The following is a 24,645-nucleotide window of genomic DNA, read 5'->3' on the forward strand; positions in this document are numbered from 1 at the left end:
GCTCAGCAAGCGCGTACGGCCCGCATGAACGCCTCGATCTTTGTACGATCCTTGATGCCCCTGGCCTGCTCCACCCCGCCGCTGACATCCACGGCATAGGGTTTGACCCGGGCAATGGCCTCGGCCACGTTGTCGGCGGTCAGGCCGCCGGCGAGGATGATCGGCTTGCTCAGGCCCCGTGGTATGAGGGACCAGTCGAAAGCCGCGCCGGTTCCCCCGGGAACCCCTTCCACATAGGTATCGAGAAGAATCCCGCTGGCACTCGGATACGCCTCGCAGGCCGCGGCGATATCGTCACCGGCCTTGACCCGCAGCGCCTTGATATAGGGACGGTGATAGCCCTCGCACTGCTCGCGGGTTTCATCGCCATGGAACTGCAACAGGTCCAACGGCACCGCGTCGAGGATTTCCCCCAGTTCGCAACGGCTGGCGTTGACGAACAGGCCGACGGTGGTCACGAACGGCGGCAAGGCGGCGATAATCGCCCGCGCCTGCTGGAACGTCACCGCACGCGGACTTTTGGCGTAGAACACAAAACCAATGGCATCGGCCCCGGCGTCGACGGCGGCCAACGCATCTTCAATGCGGGTAATCCCGCAAATTTTGCTGCGAACGGCGGACATGTCGTAAAACCCCGAGTGTTTTTCCGAGAAAGTCCCGGATGGTAACAAATGCTTTTCCGGGCGTCAGCCGTCAAGTTCGGAGAACCCGGTGAGAAAGTGCGGCCCGATGTAACGCTGCGGCAGGGCGAACTCGTCGCGATACTCCACCTGCACCAGGTACAAGCCGAACGGATGCGCGGTCACGCCGCCGGTACGCCTGACCCGGCTTTCCAGGACCTCCCTGGCCCACTCCACCGGCCGCTCGCCGGCACCGATGGTCATCAGCACCCCGGCGATATTGCGCACCATGTGATGCAGGAAGGCCCCGGCACGGATATCGATGACGATCATCTTGCCGTGGCGGGTGACCCGCAGGTGGTGCACTTCCTTGATCGGCGACTTGGCCTGGCACTGGCCGGCCCGGAAGGCGCTGAAGTCATGGGTGCCGATCAGGTGGCGGGCAGCCTCGGCCATGCGCTCGACATCCAGCGGGCGGTGGTTCCAGGTGATCTCCTGGTTCAGGTGGGCCGGGCGGATCTGGTCGTTGTAGATCACGTAGCGATATCGCCGGGCAATGGCCTTGAAACGTGCATGGAAATGCGCCGGCATCACCTGCGCCCAACTGACGCTGACGTCATGGGGCAGGTTGATATTGGCCCCCATGACCCAGGCCTTCAGCGAGCGCTCGGCGCGGGTATCGAAGTGCACCACCTGGCCACAGGCATGCACGCCGGCGTCGGTACGCCCGGCGCACATCAGCGAAACCGGGGAGTCCGCCACTTTCGACAGCGCTTCTTCCAGGGTCTGCTGCACCGTCAGCACGCCGGACGCCTGACGCTGCCAGCCGCAATAGCGCGAGCCTTTGTACTCGACGCCCAGGGCGATCCTGAAAAAGCCGTCGGCCGCCATTTCGGCGGCCGGGTTATCTATATTTGCCAAGAACTCACAGCCTGCTGGTTTACGCAAAGGCGGGCATTATAAGGCCAGCCGGCCGAGACGCCATGCGCGAGGGACTTTTAGTTCGCGCTATAAACAAAAACGACAGCCCTTGGGCTGCCGTTTTCATTGAGGCACGGATCAAGCCAGACGCTTGAGCATCTCCCGGGCTTCGGTCTTCTGCGCCTCGCTGCCTTCGTTCAACACTTCGGCGAGGATATCCCGCGCCCCATCGCTGTCGTCCATGTCCATGTAGGCCTGGGCCAGGTCGAGCTTGGTGGCCGCCTCATCCGTGCCGGAAAGGAAGTCGAACGACTCGTCTTCCGGCAACTCGTCAGCCGCCAGGCTTGGCGCCGCGAGCGGCGGCTGCTCCAGGCTCTGGGACAGGCGATCCAGCTCGGCATTGACGTCATCCAGTTCATCGGTGAAGGCATTCGGGCCGGCGTGCGCTTCCAGTTCGTCCGCCAGCGACAGATCGAAATCCGCCGGCAGATCCAGATCATCCAGACCGTCCGCGCCCAGGGTCGGGACCTCGGCATCGGAATCCTTCAGGTCTTCGGTCAGGCTCAGCAGGAAGTCGTCATCCGCCGACGTCGACAGTGGTGCCTCCCCACCCAGGTCGAGATCGAAATCGGCCAGGTCGTCGAGAGCCGGCTTGGCCTGGGTCTGCTGCTCCAGGAGCGACTCGAAACTCAAGTCATCATCCAGTTGCAGGTCATCCAGATCCACCGCCGGCGCGGCAACCACCGTCGGCGAGGCGGCCTCGAGATCATCCAGGCTCAGGTCGAAATCGCTGTCGAAGAGATCATCCGCCGCCACAGGCGCCTGCGGCTCAGGCTCAGGTGCCGCCGGGACGGGAACCGGAGCGGGAGCCGGCGGTTCGTCGGCGAGCAGTTCCTTGACGTAATCCTCACTCAGTTCAGCCGCCGCAGCCGCACCGAGACCCGCCACCGCGGCGACCGCGATCATCGACGGGAAGCGACTCTTGAGCTGCTCGACCTCGGCCAGGTGCTGACCGGCAGGCAGCTGTCGCTCCTGGGCGATAAAGGCATCGCGATCACCCTGCTGGCCGTAGACTTCCATCAGTTTCAGGCGCGCGTCAGTACGCTGCGGTTCGTACTTCACCGCCTCTTCGAGCAAGCCGGCCGCCTGGTTCAGGTGACCACGCTGGATATGCAGGTTAGCCTGGTCCAATACATCGGTAGGACGCTCAGCGGCCGGGACCGGGGCCGGAGCGGGTGCCAGCTTTACGCTCGGCGGAGGGACCTCCAGACCCTCGAAACTGCTTTCAGGCATGTCCAGCTCTTCGGAAAAACCGCTTTCCTCGTTTAGCGCCTTGGCCATGCGCAGGTGCTTCTCCGCTTCCTGCTTGGCCTTGCGCCGACGCGCCAGGAACAGCAGAAGCAAGAGGAACACCAACACCACGGAGCCGGCCAGCAGCCCCATCAGAATCGGACTGGCCAGCAGGTCATCGAGCTTGCGCTCCTGCACTGCGGGGGTTTCAGGTTGGATCGGTGGTTCAACCGCTGCCGGCTTGGCCACTTCTGCCGCCGGAACGATAGGCGCAGGTGCAACCGGGGCCGCTTCCGGCTTGACCGCCAACTGGGCGGACATGGCATTGGCCGGTTGCCCGGCCGCTGGTGCGGCAGTCGAACCTTCGGCCTGCAACTTAGCCAACTGGTCATTCTTCAGTTGAATCAGGCGCTGCAACTTGTCCAACTGGCTTTGCAGGTCTTCCATCCGGCTTTTCAACTCGGCATTGTCGCGACGGGTGGTATCCAGGCTTTCCTGGGTCACCGCCAGCTTGTTGTTCAAGGCCTTGCTGTCACCGGCGGCGCCTTTGCCGTGTTTCTTCCCGGACTCGGCGGAGATCAGGCTCAGGTTGTCCTTGCCCGCAGCCTTGGCCGGCGCGCCCTCGGTCCCTTTGTGCCGGGTGGCATCGATCTGTTGCTTGCCGGCATGGTGCGAACGCCGCCCGGAACGCCAGGCGGCATTCTGTGCCGCCACTTCAGCGATGGCCCTGGGTTGCGCCAACGCGCGGCTTTCCACGCGATCAGGCAGGCGCAATACCTGGCCGGTCTTCAGGCGGTTGATGTTGCCGTCGAGGAAAGCCCCCGGGTTCAACGCCTGTATCGCCAGCATGGTCTGCTGCACGGAAGCGCCATTGCGCTCCTTCAAGGCGATGTCCCACAAGGTGTCGTTGGGGCCGGTGGTGTACTGCTTGGCCTTGGTCGGTGCGGTCACTGGCGCGACAGGCGCGGTCGCCGCACTCGCGGCGGCCGCGCCAGCAGGCTTGGCGGCGTCGGCGGGCGGGGTGTATTTCGACGGATCGAGCAACACGCTGTAGTCGCGCATCAACCGGCCGTTGGGCCATTGCACCTGCACCAGGAAACGGACATAGGCTTCGGACAATGGTTTGCTCGAGGTGACACGCACCACGCTGCGACCGCTGGGGTTGATCACCGGCGTGAACGTCAGGTCGTTGAGGAAATCCTGACGACTGACCCCGGCATCGGCGAAGGCCTGGGGCGAGGCCAGGCTCGGCACGATGTCCGAGGCACTGAGGCCACTGACATCCTGCAATTCGATTTCTGCCAGCAGTGGCTGGTTCAGAGTTGACTTGAGGGTCACTTCCCCCAGCCCAAGCGCGTGTGCCATACCGGAAGACAGCGCCGAAGCGGCCGCTATTGCTAACACCAGTTTGCGAACTTGAACCATAGCCTCTTCCTTTGTTTGTGCATTCCTCGGCTAGCGAGAAGGTGGTGTCGCCCGCCTTGCGGCAGCGTGCGCGCCCTTGAAAACATCGCCGCAGCGCGCGGTTTCAGCCGACGCCCTTGCAAATGCCCGAGGACAGGTTCACCTCCAGCAACCAGCCTGAGCATAGCGTCAGGCTAGAATCATTCTGCAAATTGCCGCCAAGTATCTTTTACAGCAGGTCTTTTATCAACAGCTCTGCCAGTTGCACAGCGTTCAATGCCGCACCTTTGCGTACATTATCGGCTGTCAGCCACAGATTCAGCTCACACGGGTCATCCACACCGCGGCGCACCCGTCCGACATAAACCACATCCTGACCCACCGCGTCACCCACCGCCGTCGGGTAGTCGCCGGCTTCCACCAGTTCGATCCCCGGCGCTGCTTCCAGCGTAGCGTTCACCGAGGCCAGATCAACCTCGCCGGCGGTTTGTAAAGAGACACTATAGCTATCGCCGAAAAACACTGGGGCTTGAATGCAAGTCACTGAAATTTTTAATAAAGGCACCGCGAGCAACTCGCGAAGCTCGCTGACCAGGCGTTTTTCCAGCGAGACTTGCCCTTGGGCGTCCGGCTTGCCGACCTGGGCCAGCAGGTTGAAGGCCATCTGCCGATCGAAAAAACGCGGCTCCAGCGGACGGACATTCAACAACTCGGCCGTTTGTCGGGCCAGCTCGGTTACCGCCTCGCGGCCCTGGCTCGATACCGCCAGGCAAGCGGTGAGTGTGACCCGCTGGATGTCCAGGCCCTTGAGCGGCGCCAGCACCACCGCCAACGCCGTGGCCGCGGCGCTCGGGCTGCCGACCTGCACTGGCTTGCCCAGGGTCGCCAGCACCTCGGAATTGGCCTCTGGCACGACCTGCGGCGCGGACAAGGCACCGGACAGGTCGATCACCGTGCAGCCCGCCGCCGTTGCACGCGGGGCAAAGCTGACGGTCACCGCAGGACCGGCCGCGAAGAACACCAGTTGGACTTTACCGAAGTCGAATTCATCGACTTCGCGCACCCGCACGTTCTTGCCCCGGAACGGCACCGAGTGCCCCGCCGACTCGCTGCTGGCCAGCAGGTGCAGGTCGGCCACCGGGAAATCGCGCTCTTCGAGGATCTGCACCAGGGTCTCGCCGACGGTGCCGGTAGCGCCGATCACGGCAATATCAAAGGACTGGCTCATGGGATGACCTCAGGTAGAACGGGGGGAGCGGCACTTTACCCGTGACGCGGCGGTCAGGCAATTTATCGCCGCTTGTTCCACTGAAGGCCGCCCTCCCCCCCTAATGTGGGAGCGGAGCTTGCCCGCGAAGCTTTCGGCGATCTCAAGGTCCTCTTCGCGGGCAAGCTCCGCTCCCACAAAGTGATCCGGCAACTCTCTGAAAACCAAAAAAAACCCGCGACTCTGACGAGACGCGGGTTTTTTCAAAGCCTCAGCGGATCAACGCTCCAGCAGGATACGCAGCATGCGCCGCAGCGGTTCGGCCGCGCCCCAGAGCAACTGGTCGCCCACGGTGAAGGCACCGAGGAACTGCGAGCCCATGTTCAGCTTGCGCAGACGGCCCACCGGGATATTCAACGTACCGGTGACCTTGGTCGGACTCAGCTCCTGCATGCTGATTTCGCGCTGGTTCGGCACCAGCTTGACCCAGGGGTTGTGCTGGCTGATCAACCCTTCGATATCGGCGATCGGCACGTCCTTGTTCAGCTTGATGGTCAGCGCCTGGCTGTGGCAACGCATGGCGCCGATGCGCACGCAGATACCATCCACCGGGATCGGGCTCTTGAAGCGACCGAGGATCTTGTTGGTCTCGGCCTGGGCCTTCCACTCTTCGCGGCTCTGGCCGTTCGGCAGTTCCTTGTCGATCCACGGGATCAGGCTGCCGGCCAGCGGCACGCCGAAGTTCTCGGTCGGGTAGGCTTCGCTGCGCATGGCCTCGGCCACCTTGCGGTCGATGTCGAGGATGGCACTGGCCGGGTTGGCCAGTTCATCGGCGACCGCCGCATGGGTCGCGCCCATCTGCTTGATCAGCTCGCGCATGTTCTGCGCGCCGGCACCGGAGGCCGCCTGGTAGGTCATGGCGCTCATCCACTCCACCAGCCCGGCTTCGAACAAGCCACCAAGGCCCATCAGCATCAGGCTGACGGTGCAGTTGCCGCCGATATAGTTCTTGGTACCGGCGTCCAACTGCTGGTCGATGACCTTGCGGTTGACCGGGTCGAGGATGATCACCGCGTCATCCTGCATACGCAGGCTCGACGCGGCGTCGATCCAGTAGCCCTGCCAGCCGGCTTCGCGCAGCTTGGGGAAAACCTCGCTGGTGTAGTCGCCGCCCTGGCAGGTCAGGATCACGTCGAGGGTCTTGAGCTCTTCAATGCTGTAGGCATCCTTCAGCGGAGCAATATCCTTGCCCACCGACGGGCCTTGGCCGCCGACATTGGAGGTGGTGAAAAACACCGGCTCAATCAGGTCGAAATCCTGCTCTTCCAGCATCCGCTGCATGAGCACGGAACCGACCATACCGCGCCAACCGATCAGACCTACACGTTTCATCGCAACTACACCTTTTACAAAAGTGGGTCACCGCTTCCGGGGATGAAAGAGGCGGTGGGCCCGAGAGATTACAGATTCCGCAGCGCGGCGACTACTGCGTCGCCCATTTCCTGCGTACCGACTTTAGTGCAACCGGCCGACCAGATGTCGCCGGTGCGCAAGCCCTGGTCCAGCACACGGCTGACCGCAGTCTCGATCGCCTGCGCCGCCTCGTGCAGATTGAAGCTGTAACGCAGCATCATCGACACCGACAGGATGGTCGCCAGCGGGTTGGCGATGCCCTGCCCGGCAATGTCCGGCGCAGAGCCGTGGCACGGCTCGTACATACCTTTGTTGTGGGCATCCAGGGACGCCGACGGCAGCATGCCGATGGAGCCGGTGAGCATCGAGGCTTCGTCGGACAGGATGTCGCCGAACATATTGTCGGTGACGATCACGTCGAACTGCTTCGGCGCCCGCACCAGTTGCATGGCGGCGTTGTCGACGTACATGTGGCTCAGTTCGATGTCAGGGTAATCCAGGGCAACCTGCTCGACCACTTCACGCCACAGCTGGCTGGAGGCCAGGACGTTGGCCTTGTCCACCGAGCAGAGCTTCTTGCCGCGCACTCGCGCCATGTCGAAACCGACCCGGGCAATGCGGCGGATCTCGCTTTCGCTGTACGGCAGGGTGTCGTAGGACTGGCGCTCGCCATTATCCAGCGTGCGGGTGCCGCGTGGCGCGCCGAAGTAGATACCGCCGGTCAGTTCACGGACGATCAGGATATCCAGGCCGGCGACGATTTCCGCTTTCAGGCTGGAAGCGTCGGCCAGTTGCGGGTAGAGGATTGCCGGGCGCAGGTTGCCGAACAGGCCCAGTTGCGCACGGATCTTCAGCAGGCCGCGCTCAGGACGGATATCGCGCTCGATCTTGTCCCACTTCGGCCCGCCAACGGCACCCAGCAGCACGGCATCGGCGGCGCGGGCGCGATCAAGGGTCTCATCGGCCAAGGGCACGCCGTGTTTGTCGATGGCGGCGCCGCCGATCACGTCGTGGCTCAGCTCGAAACCGAGGCTGTACTTGTCGTTGGCCAGTTCCAGCACCTTGACCGCTTCGGCCATGATTTCCGGACCGATACCATCGCCTGGAAGAATCAGAATCTGCTTGCTCATGCTTTCCTCATGTCATCTGTCGGAGCGCCCATGGTCACGAGCGCACCGGGAAAAAGTCTAGCGCTCGGCCCACAGCACCAGGACATCGGTACTGAACGAACCGTCGGCCTCGATCTCAAAGTATTCTCGCACTTCCGCGCCCATTGCCTGCTGCAAATCGCGAATGGCCACCCGCAGCGGCTGCGGGGTGCGCATGCGCTCGACCCAGGAGCTGAACTCCAGGCGCAGGCGCTGACGCTGGGTGCTGCGTACGTGCAACCCGGCCTCGCTGACCTGGCGCAGCCACTCGCCCGCCGAATAATCGCGGACATGGCTGGTGTCGCGCAAAACCTCGACACTTTGCAGGTAGGTGTCGAACAACGGGCTGCCGGGGGACATGACGTCGATGAAGGCCGCCACGCCGCCGGGCTTGAGGACCCGGCGCACTTCGCGCAAGGCCTGGCCCAGGTCGCTCCAGTGGTGCGCCGAGTAGCGGCTGAAGACGAAGTCGAACTCGCCATCGGCGAACGGCAGGCACTCGGCCGCGCCGCACACGGTGGTGATATTGCTCAGGCCGCGCTCGCTAGCGGCAGCCGCGACCACGTCGAGCATCTGCTGCGAGAGGTCGTAGGCGGCCACTTTCTTGACCAGCGGGGCAACATTGAAGCTCACGTGACCGGCGCCGCAACCCAGGTCCAGGACCCGGGCATCGGAGCGTCCGGCCAGTTCGGCCTGGAGCAGCGCGAATTCGGCGCCCTGGGCGTGCACGGCGCTGCTCAGGTAAGCGCTGGCTTGTTCGCCGAATTGCTTTTGAACGACTGCGGTGTGAGCTTTGCCGGTCATGGGGTTTTCCTTTTTGCCGAACGTTGTGTATTGCCGATTAGGCCGTCTTCGCGGGCAAGCTCCGCTCCCACAGTGTTGCGTCGAACACAAGATCGGAGAACGACCGAAGACTGTGGGAGCGGAGCTTGTCGGGGCGCCGCATCGCCGCGAAGAGGCCGGCCCTGCCTACCTCAAATCAGGCGTCGCGAAACAACCAGGGCTGGCTGGCCCGGTGCTTGGCTTCAAAGGCGGCAATCGCCTCGCCGTCCTGCAAGGTCAGGCCGATATCGTCCAGGCCGTTGAGCAGGCAATGCTTGCGGAACGCATCGACTTCAAAGTGGTAGACCTTACCGTCCGGACGGGTCACGGTCTGTGCCTGCAGGTCGACCGTCAGTTGGTAACCCGGGTTGGCCTCGACCTGCTGGAACAGCTCGTCGACTTCATTGTCGCCTAGGATGATCGGCAACAGGCCGTTCTTGAAGCTGTTGTTGAAGAAGATATCGGCATAGCTCGGCGCAATGATGCTGCGAAAACCGTACTCCTCCAGAGCCCATGGCGCATGCTCACGACTGGAGCCGCAGCCGAAGTTTTCCCGGGCGAGCAACACGCTGGCGCCCTGGTATCGCTCGGCGTTCAAGACGAAATCCTTGTTCAACGGCCGCTTGGAGTTGTCCTGGTAGGCATAACCCACGTCCAGGTAGCGCCACTCGTCGAACAGGTTGGGACCAAAGCCGGTGCGTTTGATCGACTTCAGGAACTGCTTGGGAATGATCTGGTCGGTGTCGACGTTGGCACGATCCAGAGGCGCGACAAGACCGGTGTGCTGGGTAAAGGCTTTCATGCTGCGCTCCTCAGATCAATTCACGAACGTCGACAAAACGACCGCTCACGGCGGCGGCGGCGGCCATGGCCGGGCTCACCAGGTGGGTACGACCACCGGCACCCTGGCGCCCTTCGAAGTTCCGGTTGGACGTCGAGGCGCAGTGCTCGCCACTTTCCAGGCGGTCAGGGTTCATCGCCAGGCACATCGAGCAACCCGGCTCGCGCCATTCGAATCCGGCTTCGAGGAAGATCTTGTCCAGGCCCTCGGCTTCCGCCTGGGCTTTCACCAGGCCCGAACCCGGCACGACAATCGCCTGCTTGATGGTCGAGGCGACCTTGCGGCCCTTGGCGATCACCGCCGCGGCACGCAGGTCTTCGATCCGCGAGTTGGTGCAGGAGCCGATAAAGACGCGGTCCAACTGGATATCGGTGATCGCCTGGTTCGCGGTCAGGCCCATGTACTTCAAGGCGCGTTCGATCGAGCCACGCTTGACCAGATCAGGCTCGCGGGCCGGGTCCGGCACGTTCTGGTCAACCGCCAGGACCATTTCCGGCGAGGTGCCCCAGCTGACCTGCGGCTTGATCTGCGCGGCATCCAGTTCGACCACGGTGTCGAACTGCGCATCGGCATCGGACACCAGGTCTTTCCAGGCTTCGACGGCCAGGTCCCACTCCGCGCCTTTGGGTGCGAAAGGACGGCCCTTGACGTAAGCCACGGTCTTTTCATCGGCGGCCACCAGGCCCACGCGGGCCCCCGCTTCGATGGACATGTTGCAGATGGTCATGCGGCCTTCGACGGACAGGTCGCGAATCGCGCTACCGGCGAATTCGATGGCGTGGCCGTTACCGCCGGCGGTGCCGATCTTGCCGATCACGGCGAGGACAATATCCTTGGCGGTCACGCCAAACGGCAAGGTGCCTTCGACCCGCACCAGCATGTTCTTCATCTTCTTGGCCACCAGACACTGGGTGGCGAACACGTGCTCCACCTCGGAGGTGCCGATACCGTGGGCCAAGGCACCAAAAGCGCCGTGGGTCGAGGTATGGGAGTCGCCGCAAACCACGGTCATGCCCGGCAAGGTCGCCCCCTGCTCCGGGCCGATCACATGGACGATGCCTTGACGCACGTCATTCATCTTGAATTCGGTGATGCCATATTCATCGCAGTAATCGTCGAGGGTCTGCACCTGCAAACGCGACACCTGGTCGACAATCGCCTCGATCCCGCCCTTGCGCTCCGGAGTGGTCGGCACGTTGTGGTCCGGGGTGGCGATGATCGAGTCGACACGCCAAGGCTTGCGCCCGGCCAGGCGCAGGCCTTCGAAAGCCTGGGGCGAAGTCACTTCATGGATGATGTGACGGTCGATATAGATCAGCGACGATCCATCATCGCGCCGTTTCACTTCATGAGAATCCCAGAGCTTGTCGTAAAGCGTTTTGCCGGCCATCAGACGTTTCCTCATCAACTTGTTTCTATGCCCCGGGTCATTGATGACTGTTCTCAATAACCCCTTGGCTTGTGAGGTCGATGCTATGGCGTTAGAGTGAATAACTCAAATTCATATTTTTTATGCTTTGGATAACTATTTGGAATACAGCACATGGACCTCGCCAACCTCAATGCATTTATTGCCATCGCCGAGACCGGGAGTTTTTCCGGTGCCGGGGAACGCCTGCACCTGACGCAGCCGGCGATCAGCAAACGCATCGCCGGCCTTGAACAGCAACTCAATGTCCGCCTGTTCGACCGCCTGGGCCGCGAAATCGGCCTGACCGAGGCCGGTCGGGCCCTGCTGCCACGGGCCTACCAGATTCTCAATGTGCTGGACGACACCCGCCGGGCACTGACCAACCTCACCGGTGAAGTCAGCGGGCGCCTGACCCTGGCCACCAGTCACCACATCGGCCTGCACCGCCTGCCCCCCCTGCTGCGCACCTTTACCCGGCGTTACCCGCAGGTGGCGCTGGATATCCAGTTCCTCGATTCGGAGGTCGCCTATGAGGAAATCCTCCACGGCCGCGCCGAACTGGCGGTGATCACCCTGGCGCCGGAACCCCACGGGCTGGTACGCGCCGTGCCGGTGTGGGACGACCCGCTGGATTTCGTCGTCGCCCTCGAGCATCCGCTGGCCAGGCACAGCCCGGTCACCCTCAAGGACATCGCCCATCACCCGGCGGTCTTCCCGGGTGGCAATACCTTTACCCACCATATCGTCCAGCGCCTGTTCGAAGCCCAGGGCCTGACGCCGAACATCGCCATGAGCACCAACTATCTGGAAACCATCAAGATGATGGTCTCCATCGGCCTGGCCTGGAGCGTCCTGCCTCGAACCATGCTCGACGACCAGGTGGCACGCATACCTTTACCCGGCATACAACTGACTCGCCAGCTAGGCTATATCCTGCACACGGAACGGACACTGTCGAATGCCGCCCGGGCTTTCATGGCTTTGCTGGATGCGCAGAGCGATAGCCCAGGATTGACGGCATAAGACAAGCCTGCTTTATTCCAAACAGCTTTTTGCGGCACAACGTTCCTTTCATCCCAAGGACAGCTGTAAATGCCCAAGCACGCCAGCCGTATTCCACCCCTGCCACGCATTCACGCACTCGATCCCCAGGTGTCGGAACAGAGCTGGGAAAGCGCCGCGCAACTGCTCGCCGCCCTCAACGGGGCGCGCCTCGGCGCCTGGTACTGGGATATTGAAACCGGCCAGGTCAGTTGGTCCCGCGGCACCCAGGCGCTGTTCGGCTTCGATCCGCACCAGCCACTGCCCCAGGATCTCGACTACCTTGACCTGCTGCCGGTCGAGGATCGGGCGCGCACCTTGCGGGCCTTTCATGCCGTACTGGAGGGCGAACCCGTCGAGCAGGCCATGCATCATCGCATCCGCTGGCCCGATGGCAGCCTGCACTGGCTGGAAATCAATGGCAGCCTGTTGCCGGACAAGAATGGCAAGCCGCGGATGATCGGCGTCATTCGCGAAATCACCCACCAACGCCGGCGCGAGCATGCCCTCAGCAGCTCGGAAAAACGCTTCGCCACCCTGTTTCACCTGTCCCCCAACATGGTGCTGCTGACTCGCGAGGAGGACGGCCTGATCAGCGAGGCCAACCAATACTTCGAAAGCCTGTTCGGCTGGCCCGCGCTTTCAGTGATCGGGCGGACCACACTGGAGCTGGGACTCTGGGCCGATCCCGAAGAACGCCAGCGCCTGCTCAAGTCGCTCCCTGCCAAGGGCGAGTCGGTCAGCCAGGAGGTGCGGCTACGGGCCAGCAACGGGAAAATTCACGTTGGCATCCTCAGCGCCCAGCGGGTCGAACTGGAAGGCCAGGCCTATCTGCTCAGCACCTTTCTCGACACCACCGAACGCAAGAACGCCGAGCAGGCCCTCAAGGACAGCCAGGAACGCCTCGACCTGGCCCTGGACTCGGCGCAACTGGGCACCTGGGATTGGCATATCCCCAGCGGCATGCTCTACGGCTCGGCGCGCGCCGCGCAGTTGCACGGGCTGGAGCCGCAGCCATTCCATGAATCTTTCGATGCATTTTTCGACGGTGTGCCCGCGAGCGAACGCGAGAGCATGCGCCATGCCTACCGCAGTCTGCGCGAAGGGCCGGAAGGCAACTATCAGCTGACGTATCGGGTGCCTTTGGAAAACGGCACTTCGCGCTATCTGGAAAGCCGCGCCCGCCTCTACCGCGACGAACAGGGCAACCCCTTGCGCATGGCTGGCACCCTGCTGGATATCACCGATCAGGTGGAACGCGAACAGCGCCTGATGGCCTCGGAAGAGAAATTCGCCAGCCTGTTCCAGGTCAGTCCCGACCCGATCTGCGTCACACGCCAAGAAACCGGGCAGTTCATCGAGATCAACCCGGCCTTCACCCAGGTGTTCGGCTGGAACATCGACGAAGTGCGCAATCGCAGTGCCGAGCAGATCGGCTTGTGGGACGACACGGCCAAACGCCTGCTGCGCATACAGCAGGTAATCCGTGACCAGGCCCTGAACAACGTGGCAGTGGTCGTCCATCACAAGCGCGGCCACGCCCTGACCTGCGTCATCAACAGCCGGCAGATCGTGGTCGAGGAACAGCCCTGCATCGTCACCACGCTACGCGACATCACCCAGCAACAACGGGCCGAAGCGGCGCTCAAGGCCAGCGAGGAAAAGTTCGCCAAGGCCTTCCACTCCAGCCCCGACGCCATCACCATCACCGAGCGCGACAGCGGGCGCTACCTGGAGGTCAACGATGGTTTCTGCCGGCTGACCGGCTACACCAGCAGCGAAGTCATCGGCCGTACCGTGTATGAAATCGGTGTCTGGGCCGATCACAAACAGCGTAGCGCCCTGCTGGCGGAATTGAAGGAAAAGGGCCATGTCCCGCATCGCGACATGCTCGGACGCAACAAGCGCGGCGATGTGCTCACCGTCGAAGTCTCGGTCGAACCCATCATCCTCAATGAAACCGCGTGCCTGCTGCTGACGGCCCGCGATATCAGCCAATTGAAGAACGCCCAGGCGCAGATCCGCCACCTGGCCTATCACGACCCGCTGACCAACCTGCCCAACCGCGCCCTGCTGATGGACCGCCTGAGCCAGCAGATCGCCCTGCTCAAGCGCCATAACCTGCGCGGCGCCCTGCTGTTCCTCGACCTCGACCACTTCAAGCACATCAACGACTCCCTCGGCCACCCGGTGGGCGACACCGTGCTCAAGGTGGTGACCGCCCGCCTGGAAGCCAGCGTGCGCACCGAGGACACCGTGGCACGCCTCGGCGGCGACGAGTTCGTGGTGCTGCTCAGCGGCCTGGAGGGTTCACGCAGCGAAGTCACGCACAAAGTCCGCGAGCTGGCGGACACCATTCGCGAGCTGCTGGCCGAACCGATGTTCCTCGACGGCCAACGCCTGCAAGTAACCCCGAGCATCGGCGTGGCGCTGATTCCCGACCATGGCACGACCCCCGCCGACCTGCTCAAGCGCGCCGATATCGCGCTCTACCGGGCCAAGGACTCCGGGCGCAATATCACCCAACTGTTCCACAGCACCATGCAGAAAGCCGCCAGCGAACGCCTGCGCATGGAAAACGACCTGCGCCAGGCGCTTTCCCGGGGCGAGTTCAGTGTGCATTTCCAGCCCCAGGTGGACGCCCGCGACAACAGCATCATCGGCGCCGAAGCCCTGGTGCGCTGGCACCATCCGGAACTCGGCGCGCAATCGCCGACCGAGTTCATCAAGGTCCTGGAAGACAGCGGGCTGATCCTTGAAGTCGGCACCTGGATCCTCGACCACGCCTGCGAAGCCTTCGGCTTATTGCTCGGCGAAGGCCTGATCAGCCACGCTTTCAGCCTGTGTGTGAACATCAGCCCGCGGCAGTTCCGCCAGACCGATTTCGTCGAACAGGTGGAGCGCACGCTGACCCGCTACAACGTGCCGTCCTCGATGCTGAAGCTGGAAATCACCGAAGGCATCGTGATCCAGAACCTGGAGGACACCATCAGCAAGATGCGCCGCCTGAACAAGATCGGCGTCAGTTTTGCCATGGATGATTTCGGTACCGGTTATTCGTCGCTAACCTACCTCAAGCGCCTGCCGGTGGACGCCTTGAAGATCGACCAGTCGTTCGTGCGCGACGCGACCCACGACCCCAACGATGCGGAGATCATCCGAGCGATTGTCGCCATGGCCCGCAGCCTGGGGCTGACGGTGATTGCCGAAGGGGTGGAACTGCCGGAGCAACTGGTATTCCTGGAGGGATTGGGTTGCCACCTGTACCAGGGTTACCTGCACAGCCGACCGCTGCCTTTGGACGAGTTCAAAAAGCTCCTGGAATCCCCCGCGACCGAGCACACCACCGACCTGTAGGAACCGGCTTGCTGGCGTTCAGCCGAGAGGCTGGAGTGGCGAGGGTGACGACGAGGCCGCCATCGCCAGCAAGCCGGCTTCAGGTTCGATGTCGACCAGGTTGGCGGGGGAACTCCCGAGACCGCCGCACAACGAAAAACCCCGCCTCGAAGGCGGGGTTTTTCAGTGGGTGCAGCTTCAGATCAATGCTGCAGGGCCGGCTGTTGCGCGCCATTAATGGCAATGCGTTTTGGCTTGGCCTCTTCCGGGACGACCCGCAACAGGTCGATATTCAACAGACCGTTGCGCAGGTCCGCGGCCTTGACCTCGATATGGTCGGCCAGGCGGAAGGACAACTTGAAGGCACGCTGGGCGATCCCCTGGTGCAGGTAGCTGACGTTCTCAGCCTTGGTCTCACGCTTGCCGCCACTGACGGTCAGCACGCCCTTCTCGACCTGCAGTTCCAGGTCTTCTTCCTGGAAACCGGCGGCGGCCACGACGATGCGGTATTGGTCGTCGCCATGTTTTTCAACGTTGTAGGGTGGGTAGCTGCTGCCCGGCTCGTTGCGCAACGCGGTTTCGAACAGATCGTTGAAACGATCGAAACCGACGGAGGAACGGAACAGTGGAGCCAGGGAAAATGCGGTAGTCATGTCAATCTCCTGAAATTCAGCGAGTGGTTTAGTCCGCGACCCGAATTCGGCATCGCGTACTCCCTAAATAGGAACTCGCCTACGCATTTCAAGAGATTGTCGTGAAATTTTTCAGGCCGCTTCCGGCAACGGCACATGCAACAGGCGCCCGACCGCGTCGCAATCGGTCTCGCGGCGCAGGTGAGTGAACAGCTCCACCGCCTGCGGATAATTGCGCGTCAACATCGCCAGCCACTGCTTCAAACGGCCCGGCGCCTGGCGTGGCGTCAGCTGTGCCACCGCCTGCGCCCAGAAGTCGCGCAGTAGCGGTTGCAACTCGCCCCAGGTCATCTCCACCACCTCTTCGCCGGCCCGCGCCGCGGCGATCTGCCGGGCCAGGTCCGGACGCGAGACCAGACCGCGACCAAGCATGATGTCCTCGGCGCCGCTGATCTCGCGACAGCGGCGCCAGTCGTCCACCGACCAGATATCGCCATTGGCGAACACCGGCACCTTGACCACTTCCTGCACACGCGCCACCCATTCCCAATGAGCCGGCGGCTTGTAGCCGTCGACCTTGGTCCGGGCGTGCACGACGATTTGCGACGCACCACCTTCGGCCAACGCCGTACCGCAGACCAACGCCCCATCCGGACTGTCGAACCCCAGGCGCATCTTCGCGGTCACCGGGATATGCGCCGGTACCGCGCGCCGCACCTGCTCGACAATGGCGTTGAGCAACTCCGGCTCCTTGAGCAGAACCGCCCCGCCCCGGGATTTGTTCACGGTCTTGGCCGGGCAACCGAAATTCAGATCGATCACCTGTGAGCCCAGCTCGCAGGCCAACGCCGCGTTTTCCGCCAGGCACACCGGATCGGAACCCAGCAGTTGCACCCGCAGCGGCACGCCGGCCGCCGTGCGGGCATCGGTCAGCAGCTCAGGGGCGAACTTGTGGTAGTAGGCCGGCGTCAGCAGCGAGTCATTGATCCGGATAAACTCGGTGACACACCAGTCGATACCGCCAACGCGGGTCAGCACATCACGCAGGATGTTGTCGACCAAGCCCTCCATGGGTGCCAGGGCAATTTGCATGGGTATTCTCATAGGGAATCGAAAAAGTGCGGCAGTTTACGGGGTTCCGGCGCAAACCGGTACGCCCTCAGACCGACTGCACGGCCGGCCCGTAGCCCTCGATAAATTCCGCCGGCATGCGCTTGGGCTTGCCGCTGGACAGTTCGATACAGACAAAGGTGGTTTGCGCGCGCAGCAGGGTCAGGTTGTCGCTGGGACGGACCAGCTGGAAACGCCGGGTCATTTTCAGGCGCTGGTCCCAGTCGACGATCCAGGTTGCCAACTGCAACTCGTCGCCTTCGTAGGCGGCGGCCAGGTAGTCGATTTCATGACGGACCACCGCCATGGCCCGATCCAGACGCCGATATTCGCTCAGGTCCAGGCCCAAGCGCTGCGAGTGACGCCAGGCACAGCGCTCCAGCCAACTGACATATACCGCGTTGTTGGCGTGCCCGAGACCGTCGATATCCTCGTCGGCCACCTGCAGGTCGAGGGTGAAGGGTGTCGCCAGATCCCAACTCATGTACCGCTCCCGGTCAAATCAAAGACCGCAGCAGTGTAACGGAACAGCCCTCAGATGACCGCCGTTTTGGCCGCCCGCAGGAGCCGATCGGACAACTCGCCAGGGCCCAGCGCCCGGGCCACGGCCAGGCCGCCGATCATCAGGGCGATATCGGCCAGGGCCTTGTCGGTGTCCTCGGGGCTGGATGCCAGTTGCGCGACCATCAGCTCCACATGCTCGTTCAAGGCCTCGCGAAAACATTCCGGCAGGTTGCACATTTCCCCGACGATCGACGGGATCGGACAGGCCTGCTCGACCGCGTCACGGTGCTTGCGCGACAGATAGAACGCCGCGAACAGGGCCCGCCGCTCTTCCCCGGGCAACTGGCTGTCGACTTCGCTCATCTTCGCCCGGCGCTGGGCGAGCAATTGCTTGAACGCCTCCAGCATCAGCGCGTCCTTGCTTTCGAAGTGCGCGTAGAAACCGCCTACGGTCAACCCGGCGGCGCCCATCACTTCACTGACGCTCGGCTCGACCGGACCGCGCTGGATCAGCGCGTTACTCGCCGCCTGCAAAATGCGCTCGCGGGTTTGAGCTTTCTTGTCGTTCATTGCCACCTCCAGACATCACGGACAAATATTATTCACATAATATTTTTCCGCAAGACTTTATTCTGACCGCTGGTCCGAGCCATGCTGATTGAAAAATAGATTGCAGGGAGCAAAAGGCCAAACGCCAGACAAACAAAAGGGTCATTCAATAATTGAATGACCCTTATAAAATCCCGCAGAGCGGGCAATCGTGGCGTCCCCTAGGGGACTCGAACCCCTGTTACCGCCGTGAAAGGGCGGTGTCCTAGGCCACTAGACGAAGGGGACACAAACCCTTCTAACATTTGCAGGGCCTGGTCTTCTTGCGATCCATTCGACGCGGTTCAACTGAACACCGTGTCGATATCATCGCCAGCAAGCCGGCTCCCACAACTTCAAAGCCGGTGTGGCCAGGCCTTGAAGTGTAAATTGGTGGAGCTAGACGGGATCGAACCGTCGACCTCTTGCATGCCATGCAAGCGCTCTCCCAGCTGAGCTATAGCCCCGGATTTTTCGCCTCGGAGGCGGAACGACATCAACCTGCAACATCGCTTCTGTAAAACTGGCGTCCCCTAGGGGACTCGAACCCCTGTTACCGCCGTGAAAGGGCGGTGTCCTAGGCCACTAGACGAAGGGGACGCAAACCCTTCTAACATTTGCAGGACCTGGACTTCTTGCGATCCATTCAACGCGGCTCAAAAGAACACCGTGTCGATATCATCGCCAGCAAGCCGGCTCCTACAACTTCAAAGCCGGTGTGGCCAGGCCTTGAAGTGTAAATTGGTGGAGCTAGACGGGATCGAACCGTCGACCTCTTGCATGCCATGCAAGCGCTCTCCCAGCTGAGCTATAGCCCCTCATCGGTGAGGACGGGGCGAATCTTAAGGGCGTATCAGGGAGCTGTCAAACTTATTTTCAAACTTATTTTCAAACTTTTTGAATTTTTTTTGTCGGCATAACAACCACTTACCGCCCTGCCCCGGTGAAACCGGGGCTAAAACGCCATCCCTGCACGAACAGCCGATCCGCAGAGCGCGCGGTCTTGTGGGAGCGGAGCTTGCCCGCGAAGCTCTTGGCGGCCTTGAGGGCCCCTTCGCGGGCAAGCTCCGCTCCCACAGGGCCCCACAGAAACAGGAAGGCCTCAGGCAATCGCGCCCAGCAGCTTTTCCCATTCCTTGTTTTCTTTCTTCGACACCCCGCCCAGCAGATCCAGGGCCTGGCGCAGACGGAAACGCGTGAGGTCCGGGCCGAGGATTTCCATGGCATCGAGCACCGACACCGAACTGGCCTGCCCGGTAATCGCGGCAAACATCAGCGGCATGGCATCGCGCAGCTTCAACTCCAGGGAGTCGACCACCGCCTGGATGGTCGCGGTGATGCTGTCCTTTTCCCACTGGCGCAGGCTTTCCAGCTTCCACAGGATCAACTGCATCAGCTTGCGCACCTCGTCGGCCGAGAGCTTCTTGTGCTCGAACAGCTTGGCATCCAGCGGCAGGCTGCCGGCGAAGAAGAAGTTCGCCAACGGCGCGACCTGGCTGAAGGTCTCGACCCGGCCCTGGACCAGCGGCGCGATCTTCATCAGGTACTCGGGATTCAGCGCCCAGTTCTGCACCCGACTGGCGAATTCTTCCACCGGCAGGTCACGCAGCCACTGGCCGTTGAGCCAGGACAATTTCTCGATATCGAAGATCGGCCCGCCCAGGGAGACGCGGGACAGGTCGAAGTGCTCGACCATTTCCGCCAGGGAGAACTTCTCGCGCTCGTCGGGCATCGACCAGCCCATGCGCCCCAGGTAGTTGAGCATGGCTTCAGGCATGAAGCCCATGCGCTCATAGAAGGTCACCGAGGTCGGGTTCTTGCGCTTGGACAGCTTGCTCTTGTCCGGGTTGCGCAGCAGCGGCATGTAGCACAGCTGTGGCTGCTCCCAGCCGAAATATTCGTAGAGCAGGATCAGTTTCGGTGCCGACGGCAGCCACTCTTCGCCACGCAGGACGTGGGTGATGCCCATCAGGTGGTCGTCGACCACGTTGGCCAGGAAGTAGGTCGGCAGGCCGTCGGTCTTCATCAGCACCTGCATGTCCATGCGGTCCCACGGGATCTCGACATCGCCACGGAGCATGTCCGGCACCACACAGACGCCTTCGCTCGGTACCTTCATGCGGATCACATGGGGTTCACCGGCGGCCAGGCGGCGGGCCACCTCCTCCTTGGACAACAACAGCGCACGGCCGTCGTAACGCGGCGTCTCGCCGCGGGCCATCTGCTCGGCACGCATCTGGTCCAGCTCTTCGGCGGTGCAGAAGCACGGGAAGGCGTGGCCCATATCCACCAGTTGCTGGGTATATTTCTTGTAGATCTCGCTACGTTCGCTCTGCCGGTACGGGCCGTGGGGACCGCCGACATCCGGGCCTTCGGCCCAGGTGATACCCAGCCAGTTCAGGGCATCGAAGATCTGTTGTTCGGACTCGCGGGTCGAACGCAACTGATCGGTGTCTTCGATCCGCAGGATGAACTCACCGCCGTGCTGCTTGGCAAAGCAATAGTTGAACAAAGCGATGTAGGCGGTGCCGACGTGGGGATCGCCGGTGGGCGATGGCGCGATGCGCGTGCGAACGGTGGTCATGGGCGGTCTCGAAATGGAGATAAAACAAAGGGCGAATGGTAACAGGCGCAGCCGTCCGGGCTCCAGCACAGGGCATCCGACAGAGGGCATATAAGCCAAGCTTCGGTGTAAAAATGGCTCCAGACCGCGAAAACCGGGCTTTCTCGGTTGCTGGCATTTACCCATTAGAACTGCTGTGCCAGATTCGTCTACCGTAAAATTCACTTACACATTGATGTGTTAATACCCATGCCCTCCCAACTCAAGCGTCGACTGTCTGTTTTCCTGTTCCTGGTCCTGTTGATCGCCCTGGGCTTTTTCGCCCACTGGTTCTTCAAGGGACGTTTTTATGAAAGCACCGATAACGCCTATGTCCAGGGCGAGATCACCCGGGTCTCCAGCCAGTTGGGCGCGCGCATCGACCAGGTGCTGGTGGCGGACAACCAGCATGTGGAGAAAGGCCAGTTGCTGGTTCGCCTCGAAGGCGCCGACTTCCAGCTCGCCGTCGACCGGGCCAATGCCACCCTCGCCACCCGCGAAGCCGAACGCCTGCAGGCCCAGAGCAAGCTGACCCAACAGGCCAGCCTGATCGCCGCCGCCGATGCCCAGGTCGCGTCCAGCCAGGCCAGCCTTAGTCGCTCGCAACTCGACCTGAACCGCGCGCAGACCCTGCGCAAGCCCGGCTACGTATCGGAAGAACGGGTCACCACGCTTTCCGCCGACAATCATATCGCCCGTTCGCAAGTGGCCAAGGCCCAGGCCGACCTGCAAGGTCAACGCCAGCAGGTCACGGCCCTGGGCGCCGAGCTCAAGCGTCTCGACGCCATGATCGCCAATGCCCGCGCCGACCTGGCCCAGGCCGAACTGAACCTGACCCGCAGTGAGATCCATGCCCCCATCAGCGGCCTGGTCGGCCAGCGCGCGGCGCGCAACGGCCAATATGTGCAGGCCGGCGCCTACCTGCTGTCGATCGTCCCGGACCAGGACATCTGGATCCAGGCCAATTTCAAGGAAACCCAGATCGGCCATATGCTCGCGGGACAGAGCGCGACGCTGACCTTCGATGCTTATGAGGACACACCGATCCAGGGCCAGGTCGAAAGCCTGTTCGCCGCCTCCGGCGCGCAGTTCAGCCTGTTGCCGCCGGACAACGCTACCGGCAACTTCACCAAGGTGGTGCAACGCATCCCGGTCAAGCTGACCTTTGCCGCCGACAACCCCTTGCGGGGCAAGATCCGTCCGGGCATGTCGGTCACCGTCAAGGTCGATCTGCGCGACGCCCAGCATGGCCGGTGATCAACTGATCCGACCGGTGGGCGAACCGACCCGCCGGGACTGGATCGCGGTGATGAGCGTGATGCTTGGCGCCTTCATGGCGGTGCTCGATATCCAGATCACCAACTCCTCGCTCAAGGATATCCAGGGCGCCCTGTCGGCAACCCTGGAGGAAGGCTCGTGGATTTCCACATCCTACCTGGTGGCGGAAATCATCATGATTCCCCTTACCGCCTGGCTGGTGCAATTGCTCTCGGCGCGGCGGCTGGCGGTCTGGGTTTCGCTGGGTTTCCTCGCCTCGTCGCTGCTCTGCTCCATGGCCTGGAGCCTGGAAAGCATGATCGTGTTCCGCGCCATGCAGGGCTTCACCGGCGGCGCGCTGATTCCCCTGGCCTTCACCCTGACCCTGATCAAGCTGCCGGACCACCACCGCGCCAAGGGCATGGCCATGTTCGCCATGACCGCCACTTTTGCCCCGTCCATCGGCCCGACCATTGGCGGCTGGCTCACGGAGAACTGGGGCTGGCAGTACATTTTCTACATCAACATCCCGCCCGGCCTGATCATGATCAGCGGCCTGCTCTACGGCCTGGAGAAGAAAGAGGCCCATTGGGAACTGCTCAAGAGCACCGACTACGCCGGGATCGTCAGCCTCGGCATCGGCCTGGGTTGCCTGCAAGTGTTCCTCGAGGAAGGCCACCGCAAGGACTGGCTGGAGTCGGACCTGATCGTGACGCTGGGCAGTATCGCCCTGCTGAGCCTGATCACCTTCGTCATCCTGCAGCTGTCCAAAGCCAACCCCTTGATCAATCTGCGCATCCTGCAGAACCGCAACTTCGGCCTGTCCAGCATTGCCAGCCTGGGCATGGGCGTGGGCCTGTATGGCTCGATCTACCTGCTGCCGCTATACCTGGCGCAGATCCAGAACTACAACGCCCTGCAGATCGGCGAGGTGATCATGTGGATGGGGGTGCCGCAATTGTTCCTGATTCCACTGGTGCCCAAGCTGATGAAGTTCATCTCACCGAAGCTGCTCTGCACCCTGGGTTTCGGCCTGTTCGGGCTGGCGAGTTTTTCCTCCGGGGTGCTCAACCCGGACTTTGCCGGCCCGCAGTTCAACCAGATCCAGATCATCCGGGCGCTGGGCCAGCCGCTGATCATGGTGACCATCTCGCTGATCGCCACTGCCTATATCCTGCCCCAGGACGCGGGGTCGGCGTCGAGCCTGTTCAACATCCTGCGCAACCTTGGCGGGGCCATCGGCATCGCCCTGCTCGCGACCTTGCTGGATGCTCGGACCAAGATCTATTTCGACTATCTGCGCGAGGCGATCGTGCCGGGCAACCCGCAGGTGGCCGAGCGCCTGAGCATGCTTTCGGAGAAGCTCGGCGGCGACGGCGCGGCGCTGGGCAAACTGAGCGAGATCACCCACCAGCAGGCGTCGATCATGGCCTATAACGACGCCTTCCACTTTGTCGGGATCGCGCTGGGGATCAGCATGTTGGCGGTGCTGTTGACCAAGGCGCTGCCGGCGGGGATCAAACCGGGAGAGGCGCATTGATACTGCCGGCCTCTTCGCGGGCAAGCTCCGCTCCCACAGGTTATGTGACGCACATGTAAACCGGTTCGACCCTGCACAGGTTGTGTGACACACATGTAAACCGGTTCGCCCCTGCACAGGTTGTGTGACGCACATGTAAACCGGTTCGACCCTGCACAGGTTGTGTGACACACATGTAAACCGGTTCGCCCCTGCACAGGTTGTGTGACGCACATGTAAACCGGTTCGCCCCTGCACAGGTTGTGTGACGCACATGTAAACCGGTTCGCCCCTAACTGGGTGGGAGCGGAGCTTGCCCGCGAAGAGGCCAGAGCAGTCAACACCGGTCTAAAGCCAGATGGCATCCCACAACGGGTAGTCACCCACCCGCGTCACCAGGCCGGCTCGCAGTGGATTGGCCACTATGTAGCGCGCCACAGACTGCAAATCTTCTTCCCGACGTATCGCCCGATCATGGAAGCTGCTTTGCCAGAGCGCGCCCGTGCGCTGCAACCTTCGATTGACGGCACAGGTTGCCCGGGACTTGGTCCTACGCACCAAATCGCCAAGGCAGGTCCCCTGAAGCTCGATGAGCCAATGAAAATGATCAGGCATCACCACCCAAGCCAGGGAACGTGCCAACTGTTCTTCCTCTGCGGATCTGAAACTATGGACCAGCAGGCGTCCAAGATTGAAATCCCTGAAGATGGGTTCACGTTCCCGGACCACCGCCGTCAGCAAATAAATACCACCGAACTCCGAATAACGGCCCTTACGTAATTGGCAGGAGTTGAAACGAGTAGTCATCCTTGACCCTCCTGAAGCTGGAAAAGCTTGAAAATACAGGAGCTGGATCAGGGAGCGGGTGGATCAATGACACTGAATATTTCGCGTGAGTTCATTCACTCGTGGGTGCCTGCCCTGGCCCCTTCGCGGGCAAGCTCCGCTCCCACAGGTCCTGCGTTCGATCGTGTGCGTT

19 protein-coding genes and 4 tRNA genes are annotated in these 24,645 nt (G+C 62.2%); 4 read left to right on the forward strand and 19 right to left on the reverse strand.

All coding sequences use genetic code 11. From position 1 onward, the window contains the following. Nucleotides 1-2: 2 nt before the first annotated feature. The 9 genes from M5B99_RS17270 to leuC form a co-directional block, all read right to left on the reverse strand. The gene (locus M5B99_RS17270) at nt 3-623 is read right to left on the reverse strand and encodes a phosphoribosylanthranilate isomerase (RefSeq protein WP_248805173.1); all 621 of its coding nucleotides are present in this window, start codon (nt 621-623) and stop codon (nt 3-5) included. Nucleotides 624-686: 63 nt separating this feature from the next. Further along, the gene (gene truA / locus M5B99_RS17275) at nt 687-1,511 is read right to left on the reverse strand and encodes a tRNA pseudouridine(38-40) synthase TruA (RefSeq protein WP_248805189.1); all 825 of its coding nucleotides are present in this window, start codon (nt 1,509-1,511) and stop codon (nt 687-689) included. Between the two features lie 168 nt (nt 1,512-1,679). Further along, nucleotides 1,680-4,256, reverse strand: a complete 2,577-nt coding sequence (locus tag M5B99_RS17280; RefSeq protein WP_248805174.1) for a FimV/HubP family polar landmark protein — start codon at nt 4,254-4,256, stop codon at nt 1,680-1,682. A 208-nt stretch (nt 4,257-4,464) separates the two neighbouring features. Further along, nucleotides 4,465-5,463 carry an aspartate-semialdehyde dehydrogenase gene (locus M5B99_RS17285; protein ID WP_248805175.1) on the reverse strand — a complete coding sequence of 333 codons (999 nt, stop codon included), beginning with the start codon at nt 5,461-5,463 and terminating at the stop codon, nt 4,465-4,467. 258 nt (nt 5,464-5,721) lie between these two features. Beyond that, nucleotides 5,722-6,834: an aspartate-semialdehyde dehydrogenase gene (gene asd, locus M5B99_RS17290; RefSeq protein ID WP_248797421.1), complete on the reverse strand. Its 1,113-nt coding sequence runs from the start codon at nt 6,832-6,834 to the stop codon at nt 5,722-5,724. 68 nt (nt 6,835-6,902) lie between these two features. Continuing rightward, nucleotides 6,903-7,985, reverse strand: coding sequence for a 3-isopropylmalate dehydrogenase (leuB, locus tag M5B99_RS17295; protein ID WP_248805176.1), 1,083 nt, complete (start codon nt 7,983-7,985; stop codon nt 6,903-6,905). Between the two features lie 57 nt (nt 7,986-8,042). Continuing rightward, entirely contained in the window at nt 8,043-8,807 is a 765-nt protein-coding gene (locus tag M5B99_RS17300) for a class I SAM-dependent methyltransferase (RefSeq protein ID WP_248805177.1), read from the reverse strand. A gap of 175 nt (nt 8,808-8,982) precedes the next feature. Beyond that, nucleotides 8,983-9,627 (reverse strand): 3-isopropylmalate dehydratase small subunit, encoded by a 645-nt coding sequence (leuD, locus tag M5B99_RS17305; RefSeq protein ID WP_248805178.1) that lies wholly within the window; start codon nt 9,625-9,627, stop codon nt 8,983-8,985. A gap of 10 nt (nt 9,628-9,637) precedes the next feature. Next, nucleotides 9,638-11,056: a 3-isopropylmalate dehydratase large subunit gene (gene leuC / locus M5B99_RS17310; protein WP_100942990.1), complete on the reverse strand. Its 1,419-nt coding sequence runs from the start codon at nt 11,054-11,056 to the stop codon at nt 9,638-9,640. Nucleotides 11,057-11,209: 153 nt separating this feature from the next. Between leuC and M5B99_RS17315 the strand changes: the two genes are divergently transcribed. Beyond that, the gene (locus tag M5B99_RS17315) at nt 11,210-12,100 is read left to right on the forward strand and encodes a LysR family transcriptional regulator (RefSeq protein WP_248805179.1); all 891 of its coding nucleotides are present in this window, start codon (nt 11,210-11,212) and stop codon (nt 12,098-12,100) included. A 69-nt stretch (nt 12,101-12,169) separates the two neighbouring features. Continuing rightward, the gene (locus M5B99_RS17320; protein ID WP_248805180.1) at nt 12,170-15,475 is read left to right on the forward strand and encodes a PAS domain S-box protein; all 3,306 of its coding nucleotides are present in this window, start codon (nt 12,170-12,172) and stop codon (nt 15,473-15,475) included. A gap of 182 nt (nt 15,476-15,657) precedes the next feature. Here the strand turns inward: M5B99_RS17320 and M5B99_RS17325 are convergent, their stop codons facing one another. The 9 genes from M5B99_RS17325 to gltX form a co-directional block, all read right to left on the reverse strand. Further along, nucleotides 15,658-16,107 carry an Hsp20 family protein gene (locus M5B99_RS17325; RefSeq protein WP_248805181.1) on the reverse strand — a complete coding sequence of 150 codons (450 nt, stop codon included), beginning with the start codon at nt 16,105-16,107 and terminating at the stop codon, nt 15,658-15,660. A gap of 111 nt (nt 16,108-16,218) precedes the next feature. After that, complete coding sequence (locus M5B99_RS17330) at nt 16,219-17,178, reverse strand: tRNA dihydrouridine synthase (RefSeq protein WP_248805182.1); 960 nt, start codon at nt 17,176-17,178, stop codon at nt 16,219-16,221. Between the two features lie 67 nt (nt 17,179-17,245). Continuing rightward, entirely contained in the window at nt 17,246-17,680 is a 435-nt protein-coding gene (locus tag M5B99_RS17335) for an acyl-CoA thioesterase (protein WP_248805183.1), read from the reverse strand. Nucleotides 17,681-17,730: 50 nt separating this feature from the next. After that, a complete protein-coding gene (locus M5B99_RS17340) occupies nt 17,731-18,270 on the reverse strand; it encodes a TetR/AcrR family transcriptional regulator (RefSeq protein WP_248805184.1) in 540 nt (179 codons plus the stop codon). Between the two features lie 191 nt (nt 18,271-18,461). After that, a tRNA-Glu gene (locus M5B99_RS17345) sits at nt 18,462-18,537 on the reverse strand. 142 nt (nt 18,538-18,679) lie between these two features. Next, nucleotides 18,680-18,755, reverse strand: a tRNA-Ala gene (locus tag M5B99_RS17350). Nucleotides 18,756-18,812: 57 nt separating this feature from the next. Further along, nucleotides 18,813-18,888, reverse strand: a tRNA-Glu gene (locus M5B99_RS17355). Between the two features lie 142 nt (nt 18,889-19,030). Further along, nucleotides 19,031-19,106 (reverse strand) — tRNA-Ala (locus M5B99_RS17360). Between the two features lie 284 nt (nt 19,107-19,390). Further along, nucleotides 19,391-20,872 carry a glutamate--tRNA ligase gene (gene gltX, locus M5B99_RS17365; protein ID WP_248805185.1) on the reverse strand — a complete coding sequence of 494 codons (1,482 nt, stop codon included), beginning with the start codon at nt 20,870-20,872 and terminating at the stop codon, nt 19,391-19,393. 228 nt (nt 20,873-21,100) lie between these two features. Here gltX and M5B99_RS17370 point away from each other — a divergent pair, with 228 nt between their 5' ends. Continuing rightward, nucleotides 21,101-22,147, forward strand: coding sequence for an HlyD family secretion protein (locus M5B99_RS17370; protein WP_248805186.1), 1,047 nt, complete (start codon nt 21,101-21,103; stop codon nt 22,145-22,147). Between the two features lie 49 nt (nt 22,148-22,196). Then, nucleotides 22,197-23,687, forward strand: a complete 1,491-nt coding sequence (locus tag M5B99_RS17375; protein ID WP_248805190.1) for an MDR family MFS transporter — start codon at nt 22,197-22,199, stop codon at nt 23,685-23,687. A 327-nt stretch (nt 23,688-24,014) separates the two neighbouring features. On the opposite strand, the gene M5B99_RS17380 is transcribed toward M5B99_RS17375, so the two are convergent. Further along, nucleotides 24,015-24,473 (reverse strand): REP-associated tyrosine transposase, encoded by a 459-nt coding sequence (locus M5B99_RS17380; RefSeq protein WP_248805187.1) that lies wholly within the window; start codon nt 24,471-24,473, stop codon nt 24,015-24,017. Nucleotides 24,474-24,645: the final 172 nt, after the last annotated feature.

It is taken from the genome of Pseudomonas sp. MWU13-2100 (assembly GCF_023242365.1).
GTDB lineage: Bacteria > Pseudomonadota > Gammaproteobacteria > Pseudomonadales > Pseudomonadaceae > Aquipseudomonas.

Coding starts and splice junctions, on each gene's coding strand:
- M5B99_RS17285 (WP_248805175.1), bottom strand. CDS start 5,463: ATGAGCCAGTCCTTTGATATTGCCGTGATCGGCGCTACCGGCACCGTC.
- leuC (WP_100942990.1), bottom strand. CDS start 11,056: ATGGCCGGCAAAACGCTTTACGACAAGCTCTGGGATTCTCATGAAGTG.
- M5B99_RS17330 (WP_248805182.1), bottom strand. CDS start 17,178: ATGCAAATTGCCCTGGCACCCATGGAGGGCTTGGTCGACAACATCCTG.
- asd (WP_248797421.1), bottom strand. CDS start 6,834: ATGAAACGTGTAGGTCTGATCGGTTGGCGCGGTATGGTCGGTTCCGTG.
- M5B99_RS17325 (WP_248805181.1), bottom strand. CDS start 16,107: ATGACTACCGCATTTTCCCTGGCTCCACTGTTCCGTTCCTCCGTCGGT.
- M5B99_RS17270 (WP_248805173.1), bottom strand. CDS start 623: ATGTCCGCCGTTCGCAGCAAAATTTGCGGGATTACCCGCATTGAAGAT.
- leuD (WP_248805178.1), bottom strand. CDS start 9,627: ATGAAAGCCTTTACCCAGCACACCGGTCTTGTCGCGCCTCTGGATCGT.
- leuB (WP_248805176.1), bottom strand. CDS start 7,985: ATGAGCAAGCAGATTCTGATTCTTCCAGGCGATGGTATCGGTCCGGAA.
- truA (WP_248805189.1), bottom strand. CDS start 1,511: ATGGCGGCCGACGGCTTTTTCAGGATCGCCCTGGGCGTCGAGTACAAA.
- gltX (WP_248805185.1), bottom strand. CDS start 20,872: ATGACCACCGTTCGCACGCGCATCGCGCCATCGCCCACCGGCGATCCC.
- M5B99_RS17340 (WP_248805184.1), bottom strand. CDS start 18,270: ATGAACGACAAGAAAGCTCAAACCCGCGAGCGCATTTTGCAGGCGGCG.
- M5B99_RS17370 (WP_248805186.1), top strand. CDS start 21,101: ATGCCCTCCCAACTCAAGCGTCGACTGTCTGTTTTCCTGTTCCTGGTC.
- M5B99_RS17380 (WP_248805187.1), bottom strand. CDS start 24,473: ATGACTACTCGTTTCAACTCCTGCCAATTACGTAAGGGCCGTTATTCG.
- M5B99_RS17335 (WP_248805183.1), bottom strand. CDS start 17,680: ATGAGTTGGGATCTGGCGACACCCTTCACCCTCGACCTGCAGGTGGCC.
- M5B99_RS17300 (WP_248805177.1), bottom strand. CDS start 8,807: ATGACCGGCAAAGCTCACACCGCAGTCGTTCAAAAGCAATTCGGCGAA.
- M5B99_RS17280 (WP_248805174.1), bottom strand. CDS start 4,256: ATGGTTCAAGTTCGCAAACTGGTGTTAGCAATAGCGGCCGCTTCGGCG.
- M5B99_RS17315 (WP_248805179.1), top strand. CDS start 11,210: ATGGACCTCGCCAACCTCAATGCATTTATTGCCATCGCCGAGACCGGG.
- M5B99_RS17320 (WP_248805180.1), top strand. CDS start 12,170: ATGCCCAAGCACGCCAGCCGTATTCCACCCCTGCCACGCATTCACGCA.